9 protein-coding genes are annotated in these 12402 nt (G+C 60.3%); 5 read left to right on the forward strand and 4 right to left on the reverse strand.

Annotation, left to right across the window (positions count from 1 at the left end):
• The first annotated feature begins 113 nt into the window (after window positions 1-113).
• Entirely contained in the window at window positions 114-1478 is a 1365-nt protein-coding gene (locus H8B20_RS02825; RefSeq protein ID WP_162184597.1) for a DNA recombination protein RmuC, read from the forward strand.
• Between the two features lie 112 nt (window positions 1479-1590).
• Here H8B20_RS02825 and H8B20_RS02830 read toward each other — a convergent pair whose 3' ends face one another.
• Both H8B20_RS02830 and H8B20_RS02835 read right to left on the reverse strand, forming a co-directional pair.
• Window positions 1591-5061 carry a hybrid sensor histidine kinase/response regulator gene (locus tag H8B20_RS02830; protein WP_210622288.1) on the reverse strand — a complete coding sequence of 1157 codons (3471 nt, stop codon included), beginning with the start codon at window positions 5059-5061 and terminating at the stop codon, window positions 1591-1593.
• A gap of 296 nt (window positions 5062-5357) precedes the next feature.
• The gene (locus H8B20_RS02835) at window positions 5358-5900 is read right to left on the reverse strand and encodes a TetR/AcrR family transcriptional regulator (protein ID WP_200610685.1); all 543 of its coding nucleotides are present in this window, start codon (window positions 5898-5900) and stop codon (window positions 5358-5360) included.
• Window positions 5901-5991: 91 nt separating this feature from the next.
• On the opposite strand from H8B20_RS02835, the gene H8B20_RS02840 reads away from it, so the two are divergent.
• The 4 genes from H8B20_RS02840 (at window position 5992) to H8B20_RS02855 (ending at window position 10787) form a co-directional block, all read left to right on the forward strand.
• A complete protein-coding gene (locus H8B20_RS02840; RefSeq protein ID WP_210622289.1) occupies window positions 5992-7191 on the forward strand; it encodes an MFS transporter in 1200 nt (399 codons plus the stop codon).
• A 52-nt stretch (window positions 7192-7243) separates the two neighbouring features.
• Window positions 7244-7555 (forward strand): cupin domain-containing protein, encoded by a 312-nt coding sequence (locus H8B20_RS02845; RefSeq protein WP_210622290.1) that lies wholly within the window; start codon window positions 7244-7246, stop codon window positions 7553-7555.
• 106 nt (window positions 7556-7661) lie between these two features.
• On the forward strand, window positions 7662-8813 hold the full coding sequence (locus H8B20_RS02850) for a TDT family transporter (protein ID WP_210622518.1): 1152 nt from the start codon (window positions 7662-7664) through the stop codon (window positions 8811-8813).
• Between the two features lie 99 nt (window positions 8814-8912).
• Entirely contained in the window at window positions 8913-10787 is a 1875-nt protein-coding gene (locus H8B20_RS02855) for an MFS transporter (protein ID WP_042558336.1), read from the forward strand.
• 122 nt (window positions 10788-10909) lie between these two features.
• Here H8B20_RS02855 and sugE read toward each other — a convergent pair whose 3' ends face one another.
• A complete protein-coding gene (gene sugE, locus H8B20_RS02860) occupies window positions 10910-11224 on the reverse strand; it encodes a quaternary ammonium compound efflux SMR transporter SugE (protein ID WP_042558337.1) in 315 nt (104 codons plus the stop codon).
• Window positions 11225-11342: 118 nt separating this feature from the next.
• A complete protein-coding gene (locus tag H8B20_RS02865; protein WP_210622291.1) occupies window positions 11343-12308 on the reverse strand; it encodes a bile acid:sodium symporter family protein in 966 nt (321 codons plus the stop codon).
• Window positions 12309-12402 lie beyond the last annotated feature (94 nt).

The raw sequence follows: 12402 nt of genomic DNA on the forward strand, positions 1-12402 counted from the left end.
TGGCTATGGACTTGACCAGCGTATTGCTCGGTCTCGCAGGCGCTGGGCTGCCGTTGTTGGCTTTGGCCTGGCAACTGCAACGTCGGGCAAGCAACGGGCAAGCGCAGGTGGCGTTGCTGGAAGAGCGGTTGGCCATGGCGCAACTGGCGCAGGACGGGCTCAACGCGCAACTGGATGCCGGTCGCGATGAAATCGCCGACCTCGGCCAGGCCAACGCCGCCAAGCAAGCAGAACTGGCAGCCCTGCGCCGCGAAGTCGAGCTGTTGCAGATAGAACGTGACGACGCCCGTGACGCCTCCCACGCCTGGAACCTTGAGCGCGCCAACAAGGAGGCCGAACTGCGCCGTCTCGACGCGCAGGCGGCTTCGCTGAACGCCGAACTGCGCGAGCAGCAGGAGAGCCATCAACAGCGCCTCGATGATCTGCAGGGTTCGCGTGATGAGTTGCGGGCGCAGTTCGCCGAGCTGGCGGGCAAGATCTTCGACGAGCGTGAGCAGCGCTTTGCCGAAACCAGCCAACAACGCCTCGGTCAGTTGCTCGATCCGTTGAAAGAACGCATTCAATCCTTCGAAAAACGTGTGGAAGAAAGTTACCAGGCCGAGGCCCGCGAACGCTTTTCGCTGGCCAAGGAACTGGAGCGTCTGCAAGCGCTCAATCTGCGTTTGAGTGACGAAGCCACGAACCTGACCCGTGCCCTTAAAGGCCAGAAAACCCAAGGCAATTGGGGCGAGTTGATTCTCGAACGCGTGCTGGAACACGCAGGCCTGGAGAAGGGGCGCGAGTACCAGACGCAGGTCAATCTCAAAGGCCCGGATGGTGAGCGTTTCCAGCCAGACGTGGTCATTTATCTGCCAGGCGACAAACAGGTGGTGGTCGACTCCAAGGTCAGTCTCACGGCGTATCAGCAATACGTCGCGGCCGAGGACGACACGCTCGGGCAGATCGCGATCAAGCAGCACGTACTGTCCCTGCGCAACCATGTCAAAGGCCTGGCCGGCAAGGATTACAAGCGCCTGGAGGGCCTGCACAGCCTCGATTTCGTTTTGCTCTTCGTGCCGATCGAGGCCGCGTTTTCGGCGGCATTGCAGGCCGAGCCATCGCTGTTTCAGGAAGCGTTCGACCGCAACATCGTGATCGTCAGCCCAACCACATTGCTGGCGACATTGCGCGTCATTGACAGCCTGTGGAAGCAAGAGCGTCAGAGCCAGAACGCCCGCGAAATCGCCGAGCGCGCCGGGTGGCTTTACGACAAGTTCGTGCTGTTCATTCAGGATCTGGACGAAGTTGGCAATCGTCTGCAACAACTGGACAAAGCCTACAGCTCGGCGCGCAACAAACTGACAGAAGGGCGCGGCAACCTGGTCAGCCGCAGTGAGCAACTCAAACTGTTGGGCGCACGGGCGAGCAAAAGCTTGCCGGCGGATCTGCTGGAGCGGGCGATGACGGATGTAGATGGGTTGGTTGAGTTGCCGGAATAGTCTGGAAAGCTTCGCGAGCAGGCTCGCTCCCACATGAATCATCTGAACATTGTGGGAGCGAGCTTGCTTGCAAGGACGACAGCGGTATCGCTACAACACCCAAGTCATACGTTTACAGCGGCAGATACCGACTCAACAACGCCCGCAACGCCGCCGGTTTCACCGGTTTGGCCAGATAATCCAGCCCTGCCGCATGCACCTGCGCAATCATCTCCGGGCGCCCGTCGGCGCTGATCACCACGCCCGGCACCGGCTCGCCGAGACGCGTGCGCAGCCACGCCATCAACTCGGTGCCGGTATCGCCGTGATCCAGGTGGTAGTCGACCAGCGCCAGTTGCGGCCGCACTCCGTCACTGAGCAACGCCTCGCATTCCTCGCGATTGCGCGCCGTCCAGACCTGGCAGCCCCAGCGGCTTAACAGGCTGTTCATGCCGATCAGAATGCTGTCTTCATTGTCGATGCACAGCACTTGTGCGCCGTTCTGCAATTTGCCGTTCAATTCCACAGCGGCAGTGGCCGGTATGGTTTGTGTGCGCGCATACGGCACCGTAACGCTGAACACACTGCCGCGCCCCGGCCACGAGCGCACGCGCAGGGTATGCCCGAGTACGCGACACAGGCCATCAGCGATTGCCAGCCCAAGCCCCAGGCCTTTTTCGGCGCGCGTCTGATGGCTGTCGAGACGTTTGAATTCCTCGAATATCACCTGTTGCTTGTCTTCCGGAATGCCCGGTCCGCGATCCCATACTTCCAGGCACAACTTCCCGCCGCGCCGCCGTACACCGAGCAATACCGGGCCTTTGGCATAGCGGAAAGCGTTGGTCAGGAAGTTTTGCAGAATCCGCCGCAGCAACTTGATGTCGCTGTCGATGCGCATGTGGCTGCCACGCACACGGAAGGTCAAACCTTGCTCCTGGGCCAGCGCCTTGAACTCGGCGCCGAGAATGTCGAACAGTTCGTTCACCGCAAAGGACTTGCGATCGGGATTGATCTTGCCGTTTTCCAGGCGGGAAATGTCCAGCAGATCGCTGATCAGGTCCTCGGCCGAGCGCAACGAACTGTCGAGATGCTGCACCAGTTTCTGCGCCTCGCTGCTCAAGCCGTCGTCTTGGTGGGAGAGGGCGGCGGAGAACAGTCGCGCGGCGTTCAACGGTTGCATCAAGTCATGGCTGACTGCCGCGAGAAAGCGGGTTTTCGATTGGTTGGCGGTTTCGGCGGTGCCCTTGGCTTCGGTCAGCGCGACGTTGAGTTGCGACAGTTCCTGGGTTCGCTCGCTGACCCGTTGTTCCAGGCCTTCGTTGGCCTCGGTCAGCGCCTGTTCGGCTTCACGGAACGCGGTGATGTCGGTGAAACTCATGACGAAGCCGCCCCCGGGCATCGGATTGCCGATCAGCTCAATCACCCGGCCGTTGGGGAACAGGCGTTCGGAGGTGTGCGCGCGGCCCTGACGCATCCAGTGCAAACGACGCGCGACATGCACTTCCGCCTCGCCGGGACCACACAACCCGCGCTCGGCGTTGTAGCGAATGATGTCGGCGATTGGCCTGCCGACGCTGATCAAACCGTCCGGGTAGTTGAACAACTCCAGGTAACGTCGGTTCCAGGCGACAAGCTTCAGCGACTGGTCGACCACGCTGATGCCTTGGGTGATGTTTTCAATCGCGCCTTGCAGCAGAGCGCGGTTGAATTGCAGGACTTCCGAGGCTTCGTCAGCGATTCGGACTACGTCCTCCAACTGCATTTCCCGACCTTCGATGGCGGCTTTTACCACCGCTCGCGTCGAAGAAGCGCCCAGGACGCCGGCCAGCAAGCGCTCGGTATGGGCGATCCATTCGCCGTCGGCGTTCTGGTTCGGGTTGAAAGCCTTGCCTTGGCGGTAGGCGAATCGAATGAAGCTCTGGCGAGCGCGCTCCTCACCGACAAACCGCGCCGCCAGTTGCAGCAGATCGTCGACTTGCACCGACAGCATCGACCGCGCACTGGGTCGGGCGCTGATCTCCTGACCGATGAATCGCCCAGCCTGCCAGTGCTCCGATACCCGCGTGCGCGACAGCACCGAAACCCAGGCAAACAGCGTGAAATTGCCGGCCAGTGACAACACCACGCCTTGGGTCAGCGGGCTGATTGGCAGGTTCAGCGGGTTACTGTGCAGCCACGCCAACCCCGGGAAACTGTTCAGCGACCAGCCGAGGCTGTGGGCGGCAATCGGCAAAACCAGCGTGTAAAACCACAGGAAAGTGCCGGCGGCGAGACCGGCGAACACGCCGCGCCGGTTGGCTTGTTTCCAGTACAGCGCGCCGAGCATGGCCGGCGCCAGTTGGGTCACGGCGGCGAAGGCAATCTGGCCGATGGTCGCCAGGCTCGCCGTCGAACCGAGCAGGCGATAGCTGACGTACGCCAGCAACAGAATCACCACAATGCTCACGCGGCGCACCGACAGCATCCACTGGCGGAACACTTCAAACGGGCGCTCGGCGTTATTGCGCCGCAGCAGCCACGGCAACAGCATATCGTTGGAAACCATCGTCGACAGCGCCACACTCGCGACAATGACCATACCGGTGGCCGCCGACGCGCCGCCGATAAACGCCAGCATCGCCAACGCCGGATGGGCCTGAGCCAGCGGCAGACTGATCACGAACGAGTCGGGCAATACGTCGCTCGGCAGCAGCATCTGACCGGCCAAAGCGATCGGGACTACAAACAGTGCCGCCAGCGCGAGGTACGCGGGGAACACCCATTTGGCCAGGCGCAGATCCTGCGGATCAATGTTCTCGACCACCGTGACGTGAAACTGCCGTGGCAGGCAGATGATCGCCATCATCGCGACGCCGGTCTGTACCACCATCGACGGCCAATTAATGGTTTCTTTCCAGTATTCCTCGAGGCGTGGCGCGAGTTTCGCTTGATTGAACAGGTCGTCGAAGCCGTCATAGAGGCCATAGGTGACGAACGCGCCGACGGCGAGAAAGGCGAACAGCTTGACCAGCGACTCAAAGGCAATCGCCAGCACCATGCCGCGGTGGTGCTCGGTGGCGTCGAGGTTGCGCGTACCGAAGACGATGGTGAACAGCGCCAGCACCAGTGACACGATCAATGCGGTGTCCTGGGCGCGAGTGCCCATTGCATCGGCACCAGCACCGATCAACAGGTTCACACCGAGGACGATGCCCTTGAGTTGCAGGGCGATGTAGGGGAGGACACCGACCAGGCAGATCAGCGCGACGACGACCGCCAGCGATTGCGATTTGCCGTAGCGCGCAGCGATGAAGTCAGCGATGGAGGTGATGTTCTCCTGTTTGCTGATCATCACCATTTTTTGCAAGACCCACGGCGCCCCGACCAACAGCAATATCGGCCCGAGGTAAATCGGCAGGAATGACCACAACTGTTCAGCCGCCTGGCCGACCGCGCCGAAGAATGTCCAACTGGTGCAATACACCGCCAGCGACAGGCTGTAGACCCACGCGCGCACTCGCGGTGGCAACGGCGTGCTGCGACGGTCGCCGTAGAAGGCGATGGCGAACATGATGGCCATATAGGCCAGGGCGACGGCGGCGATCAGCCCGGTGGACAACGACATGCAACACTCCCGACGAAAGACTCCCCGGCACTCCTGCCCGGGCGGACAGTCTCGCATGCGCGCGGCGGTTAGTCAGTGTCGACCAAGGTCGTGGCGTGGCGGGGTGTCGCAGGAATGGAACCGTGTGGTTCTGCGGTGACCGTTAAGGTCTCATCGCGAGCAGGCACCGCAAGATTCAGTGCCGGAAATCCTGTAGGAGCTGTCGAGTGAAACGAGGCTGCGATCTCTTGATCCTGTTTTTAAGGATCAAGATCAAAAGATCGCAGCGTGCCGCAGCTCCTACAGGGAGGTCGGTGTCAATCCTGCTGCAACGCGATATCAATCAACCTGTGCAATTCATCCACCTCCAGCGCCGCCGCTGAAAACAGAATCCGGAACACGACCGGCGCCACCACCTGATTGATCAACTGATCAACACTGGGCGCCGCCTCATCGGGATGACGCTCGATAATGGTCTGCAACTGCGCGCCGATGATCGCCACGCAATACCCCGGTGTGGCGCTCGCCTGCACGTCGCGCATCATGTTGCGCCCGGGCTCGGAGCTCATCTCGTCGAGATATTGCTCGGCCCATGCGCGGATGTCGCTGCGCAGGCTGCCGGTTTCTGCGGGCTCGCTGTCGGGGCGCATGCGGGCGAGGGCGACGTCGGCCAGCAACGCCGCCAGATCGCCCCAGCGCCGATAGATCGTCGACGGCGTAACGCCCGCACGCGCCGCAATCTGCGGGACGGTCACGGTCGAGCGCTCCTGCTCTTGCAGCAGTGCGCGGACTGCCGAATGTATCGACTCTTGCACCCGGGCACTGCGACCGCCGGGGCGTAAACCTTCTTTAATAGCCATGCGTCAGACCTTAACACAAAGAATTTGCTTTAAGCATTGAGCGGTAGCACACTCCGCAAAAGCAAAAAATTAGCTTTTGCGGAGTGTGCATATGATTAACCCCCAGTCCCGATTAGCGTCCAACCGTCCCAGCCTGTGGTTTCTGGCGATCACGTTACTCAGTTTTCTCGCCGCTTCCACCGCGCCGACACCGCTGTACCACCTGTATCAGGATCAACTGCACTTCTCGGCAGCGGTGCTGACCCTGATTTTCGGCGTCTACGCTCTGAGTCTGTTGGCGGCGCTATTAACCGTCGGTTCGCTCTCCGATCATCTGGGGCGCAAACCGGTGATCTTCACCGCCGTGTTGCTCAACGCACTGGCGATGTTGCTGTTCATCAGCGCCGACAGTGTGACGTGGTTGATCAGCGCGCGCGTGCTGCAAGGTTTCGCCACCGGCATGGCGACTGCCGTCCTCAGCGCCACATTGCTCGACATTGACCGTCAGCAAGGGCCGTTGATCAACAGCGTCGCGCCATTGCTGGGCATGGCGCTGGGCGGCATGGGCTGTGGCTTGTTGGCGGAGTTCGCGCCGGCGCCGTTGCAACTGACCTATTGGTTACTGCTCGCGCTGTTTGTGGGGCAGGCACTTTATGTCTGGCGGCTACCCGAAAGCGTCACCCCGCAAGCGGGCGCATGGGCATCGTTGCGACCGACACTGCATGTGCCGGTTCAGGCTCGCGCAACGCTGTGGCGGGTCCTGCCACTGAATACCGCGACCTGGGCGCTCGGTGGTTTTTACGCATCGCTCGCACCGTCGCTGGTGCGCACCGCCACAGGCTCCACGTCCAACCTGATCGGCGGCGCAACCGTAGCGGCATTGACCGTGACCGGGGCACTGATGATCTTCACCCTGCGCAATCGTCCTGCCATGCGCGCCTTGCAGTTGGGCGCAAGTCTGCTGCCGATCGGGCTGGTGCTGATTCTGCTCGGTGTGCACAGCGCCAGCCTGTCGCTGTTCTTCCTCGGCACACTGGTGGCCGGTTGTGGTTTCGGTGCCGGATTTCTCGGCGCGGTGCGCAGCCTCGTACCGCTGGCCTTGCCCCATGAGCGGGCCGGGTTGATGTCGGCGTTTTATGTGCTGAGTTATCTGGCGTTTTGCTTGCCGGCGCTATTGGCAGGGCATTTCACCCATCGCCTGGGGCTGCTTGCGACGACCGATGTGTATGGCGCGGTGCTGATCGTGCTGGCAGTGGCGGCGCTTTTGCTCAGTCTGCGGGCTCGACCGGCCAAGGTGTGCGGCGCTCCATAACCACCGCGCTTTCGGTTAGCCTTGCGCAGCCATTCTGCCAACGGATCGACTCATGAAAATTATCCGCAGCAAAACCTTCACCGCCGAGCGTGCCTGGGGTGCCCTGGACATCGCCAACATGAACGGCATCACCACGCGCCTGCACTGGACTGATCAGCCGTATAAATGGCACGTCAACGACGGCGAGGAAGTGTTCGTGGTACTCGATGGGCAGGTGCAGATGCGCTATCGCGAAAATGGTGAAGAAGAGCAAGTCATGCTCGAAGTTGGTGACATCTTTTACGCCTCGGTCGGCACCGAACACGTTGCCCATCCGCAGGGTGTGGCGCGCATTCTGGTGATCGAGTGCGAAGGTAGCGTTTGACTGCTTATCTGTAGAATAGATAACAGTTAGAGATATTACCCGTTATATAGATATTCGATTCGGATCTACCATGGACTCAACCTCACCAGAGGAAGAGGATTTCATGATGATTTGCCCCAACAACGCCAAACCCGGTTTAAAGCCGCTCAGCCAACTTCAGCACCCGCGCGAAGTGATCCGCCAATTCACCCCGAACTGGTTCGCTGCGACCATGGGTACCGGTGTGCTGGCACTGGCCTTGGCGAATTTGCCGGTCGCGATCCCCGGTTTACACGCCGTGGCCGAAGGGCTGTGGCTGTTCAACATCCTGTTGTTCATCTTGTTTACCGTAGCCTACGCCGCCCGCTGGATTCTGTTCTTCGACGAGGCACGGCGGATTTTCGGGCATTCCACCGTGTCGATGTTCTTCGGCACCATTCCCATGGGCCTGGCAACGATCATCAACGGCTTTCTGCTGTTCGGGCTACCGCGTTGGGGCGAGGGCGTCATTCAGCTTGCCGAAGCGCTGTGGTGGATCGATCTGGCGATGTCGCTGGCCTGTGGCGTATTGATCCCCTACATGATGTTTACCCGTCAGGAACACAGCATCGACCAGATGACTGCCGTTTGGCTGTTGCCGGTGGTGGCAGCAGAAGTCGCGGCGGCCAGTGGTGGTCTGCTCGCGCCGCACCTGACCGATGCTCACTCGCAACTGGTGGTGCTGACCACAAGCTACGTGCTCTGGGCATTTTCCCTACCGGTGGCGTTCAGCATTCTGACCATCCTGTTGTTGCGCATGGCCCTGCACAAACTGCCCCACGAAAACATGGCCGCCTCGAGCTGGCTGGCACTCGGGCCAATCGGCACCGGTGCGCTGGGCATGTTGTTGATGGGCGCTGAAGCACCGGCGATTTTCGCTGCCAACGGCTTGCCGGGCATTGGCGAAATCGCTTCGGGCATCGGTCTGGTGGCCGGGATCACCCTGTGGGGGTTCGGGCTGTGGTGGATGCTGATGGCATTGCTGATCACCGTTCGCTATCTGCGTGACGGCATTCCGTTCAACCTCGGCTGGTGGGGTTTCACCTTCCCGTTGGGCGTGTATTCGCTGGCGACCCTGAAACTCGCCAGTACGCTGAACCTTGGCTTTTTCAGCGTGGTCGGCTGCGTGTTGGTGACATTGTTGGCGGTGATGTGGCTGATCGTTGGCAAGCGCACCGTACAAGGAGCGTGGCGCGGCGAACTGTTTGTCTCGCCGTGCATTGCAGGTTTGAAGAAATAACCTGAAAAGTTTAGGTAAGGTGTGGCCTGGATCGCGGATCGGCATTCCAATAAGCAGTATCCAGGCCTCTCTACCTTAAACATCAGGGAAACACGGAAGATGAGTCACCCCTCACAGTTCAACCTGCTGCGCACCCGGCGCTTCCTGCCGTTCTTCATTACGCAGTCGCTCGGCGCGTTTAACGACAACGTGTTCAAGCAGTCGTTGATCCTCGCCATTCTCTATCGGCTGACCATCGAAGGTGACCGCTCGATTTGGGTCAACCTGTGTGCGTTGCTGTTTATCCTGCCGTTCTTCCTGTTCTCGGCGCTGGCCGGGCAGTTCGGCGAGAAATTCGCCAAGGATGCGTTGATCCGTCTGATCAAACTGGCGGAAATCGCCATCATGGCTGTGGGATCCGTCGGCTTTCTCTTTGATCACTTGTGGCTGATGCTGGTGGCGTTGTTCGCCATGGGCACCCACTCGGCGCTGTTCGGGCCGGTGAAGTATTCGATCCTGCCGCAAGCCTTGCGCGAAGAAGAGCTGGTCGGCGGCAACGGTCTGGTGGAGATGGGCACGTTCCTGGCGATTCTGGCCGGCACCATCGGCGCCGGTGTGATCATGTCGTCGACCCACTACGCGCCGCTGGTGTCGATCGCAATCGTCGGCATTGCGGTGCTGGGTTATCTGGCCAGCCGCAGCATTCCCCGCGCGGCGGCTTCATCCCCGGATATGCGCCTGAACTGGAACATCTTCAGCCAATCCTGGGCCACCCTGAAACTGGGCTTGGGCCAGACGCCGGCGGTGTCGCGCTCGATAGTCGGTAACTCGTGGTTCTGGTTTGTCGGGGCGATTTATCTGACGCAGATCCCGGCCTACGCCAAGGAGTGGATGCACGGCGACGAAACCGTGGTCACCTTGATCCTCACTGTATTCTCGGTCGGGATCGCGCTGGGTTCGATGCTCTGCGAGAAGCTTTCCGGGCGCAAAGTCGAGATCGGTCTGGTGCCGTTTGGTTCGTTCGGTCTGACCGTGTTCGGCCTGCTGCTGTGGTGGCATTCCGGGGGAATTCCCGACAGCGTCACCGGCCATAGCTGGATTGAAGTGCTGAGTTTTGGCCACACCTGGGCGGTGCTGTTCGATATTCTCGGCCTCGGTGTCTTCGGTGGTTTCTACATCGTGCCGCTGTATGCGTTGATCCAGTCGCGCACTGCCGAGAACGAGCGGGCACGGGTGATCGCGGCCAACAACATTCTCAACGCGCTGTTTATGGTTATTTCGGCCATCGTATCGATCGTGCTGCTGAGTGTGGTCGAGCTGTCGATCCCGCAGCTGTTCCTCGTGGTGTCGCTGCTCAACATCGGCGTCAATGCCTACATCTTCAAGATCGTCCCCGAGTTCAGCATGCGTTTCATGATCTGGCTGCTCAGCCATTCCATGTACCGCGTCGAACATCGCAACCTGGACGCGATTCCGGATGAAGGTGCGGCGTTACTGGTGTGCAATCACGTTTCGTTCGTCGACGCGTTGCTGATTGGCGGCGCAGTGCGTAGGCCAATTCGCTTCGTCATGTACTACAAAATCTACAACCTGCCGGTGCTGAATTTTATCTTTCGCACGGCCGGGACGATTCCGATTGCCGGCCGCAACGAAGACATCCAGATCTACGAAAAAGCCTTCAGCCGGATCGCCCAATATCTGAAGGACGGTGAACTGGTGTGCATCTTCCCTGAGGGCAAGTTGACGACCGATGGCGAGATCAACGAGTTCAAGGGCGGGCTGACGCGAATTCTCGAAGAGACACCGGTGCCGGTGATTCCGCTGGCATTGCAGGGGTTGTGGGGAAGTTTCTTTAGTCGCGACCCGAACAAAGGCGTGTTTCGGCGGTTGTGGTCGCGGGTGACGCTGGTGGCGGGTTCTGCTGTTGCTGTGGAAGCGGCTGAGCCGGCGAAGTTGCAGGGGTTGGTGGGAGAGTTGCGTGGGGCAGTTAGATAAACAATGATTGTGCTGGCCTCATCGCTGGCAAGCCAGCTCCCACAGGGAGCTTCGGTGAACACCGGTTTTGTGTACACCAACGAAACTGTGGGAGCTGGCTTGCCAGCGATGGGGCCAGTGGTCTAAGCGCTGACCTTAAGGCCAATCAACCCGGTAATGATCAGCGCCACACTGGCCAGCCGAATCAGCGCCATCGACTCACCAAACAGAATGATCCCGGCAATCACCGTGCCCACGGCACCGACGCCCGTCCAGATCGCATAGGCCGTGCCCAGCGGCAATTCCTTCATCGCAAGGCCCAGCAAGCCAAGGCTGACGGCCATGGCTGCAATGGTCAGTGCGGTGGGGAGTGGACGGCTGAAGCCATCGGTGTACTTGAGGCCGACGGCCCAGCCGACTTCGAACAGGCCGGCGAAAAACAGAATAATCCAGGACATGAAAAACCTCCATCGGTTGACGGGGTCGTCCCCAGATTAAAACTCGATCGAGCCGCAGGGTCGTCCCCGCGTTACGCAACATATTGACGAGCATTAATCCGGGGATCAAGTTCGCAGGTCAGTCAGTCGCCTGCTGTGCTAACGTTTCGCGATCTTTCTTTTCGCTCACCCGCCGGAAATACGTCGACAGCAGCGCCCCGGAAATATTGTGCCAAACGCTGAACAAGGCGCTTGGTACCGCCGCCAGTGGCGAGAAATGTGCACTGGCCAGCGCGGCGCCCAATCCCGAATTCTGCATGCCCACTTCCAGTGCCAGCGATTTGCGCTGCGCCAGCGGCAAGTTGAACAAACGGCCGGTGAAGTAGCCCAGCAAGTAGCCGAAGCTGTTGTGCAGCATCACCACCGCCATGATCAATACGCCGGATTCGGCGATTTTGGCCTGACTGGCCGCCACTACAGCGGTGACGATGATCACGATGCTCACCACCGACACCAGCGGCAGCACCGCCACCGCATGACGAACCTTGTCGCCCAGCAAACGTTGCGCAACCACGCCCAGAACGATCGGCAACAGCACCACTTGCAGGATCGACCAGAACAGCTCCATGAACGACACCGGCAACCACGCCGAGGCCAGCAGCCAGATCAGCGCCGGGGTCAACAGCGGGGCGAGGAGGGTGGTGACGGCGGCGATGGCCACCGACAACGCCAGATCACCTCGGGCCAGCCAGGTCATCACGTTGGATGAAGTGCCGCTCGGGCAGCAACCGACCAGAATCACGCCGACGGCGATCTCCGGTGGCAGATGAAAAATCTGGCAAAGCAACCACGCCATGCCCGGCATGATCACGAAATGTGCGACCACGCCCAGCGCTACACGCCAGGGTTGGCGGGCGACGGCGGCGAAGTCGTCGAGTTTGAGGGTCAGGCCCATGCCGAACATCACCAGCCCGAGCAACGGCACGATCGCGCTCTTCAGACCGAGGAACCACGAAGGTTGCAGGAAGGCCACAACGGCGAAAATCAGAACCCAGTAAGCGAAAGTGTTGCCGACAAAGCGGCTGAGTGCTGCCAGTGCGCGCATGGCTTGTTCCTTGTTATGCGAAAGCGTTAGGAAGCTAAGCATACGTCGCCAGAAAAAAGATCGCAGCCTCCGGCAGCTCCTACAGGAAAATGCA

The organism is Pseudomonas sp. P42 (assembly GCF_017973755.1).
In the GTDB taxonomy this organism is placed as follows: Bacteria; Pseudomonadota; Gammaproteobacteria; order Pseudomonadales; family Pseudomonadaceae; genus Aquipseudomonas; species Aquipseudomonas iridis.

What these genes read in the sequence shown, in the direction of transcription:
- H8B20_RS02830 (WP_210622288.1), bottom strand. Translation starts at nt 5,061, where the DNA reads ATGTCGTTGTCCACCGGGCTGATCGCCGCCGTCGCCCTGGCCTATATG.
- H8B20_RS02835 (WP_200610685.1), bottom strand. Translation starts at nt 5,900, where the DNA reads ATGGCTATTAAAGAAGGTTTACGCCCCGGCGGTCGCAGTGCCCGGGTG.
- H8B20_RS02840 (WP_210622289.1), top strand. Translation starts at nt 5,992, where the DNA reads ATGATTAACCCCCAGTCCCGATTAGCGTCCAACCGTCCCAGCCTGTGG.
- H8B20_RS02845 (WP_210622290.1), top strand. Translation starts at nt 7,244, where the DNA reads ATGAAAATTATCCGCAGCAAAACCTTCACCGCCGAGCGTGCCTGGGGT.
- H8B20_RS02850 (WP_210622518.1), top strand. Translation starts at nt 7,662, where the DNA reads ATGATTTGCCCCAACAACGCCAAACCCGGTTTAAAGCCGCTCAGCCAA.
- H8B20_RS02855 (WP_042558336.1), top strand. Translation starts at nt 8,913, where the DNA reads ATGAGTCACCCCTCACAGTTCAACCTGCTGCGCACCCGGCGCTTCCTG.
- sugE (WP_042558337.1), bottom strand. Translation starts at nt 11,224, where the DNA reads ATGTCCTGGATTATTCTGTTTTTCGCCGGCCTGTTCGAAGTCGGCTGG.
- H8B20_RS02865 (WP_210622291.1), bottom strand. Translation starts at nt 12,308, where the DNA reads ATGCGCGCACTGGCAGCACTCAGCCGCTTTGTCGGCAACACTTTCGCT.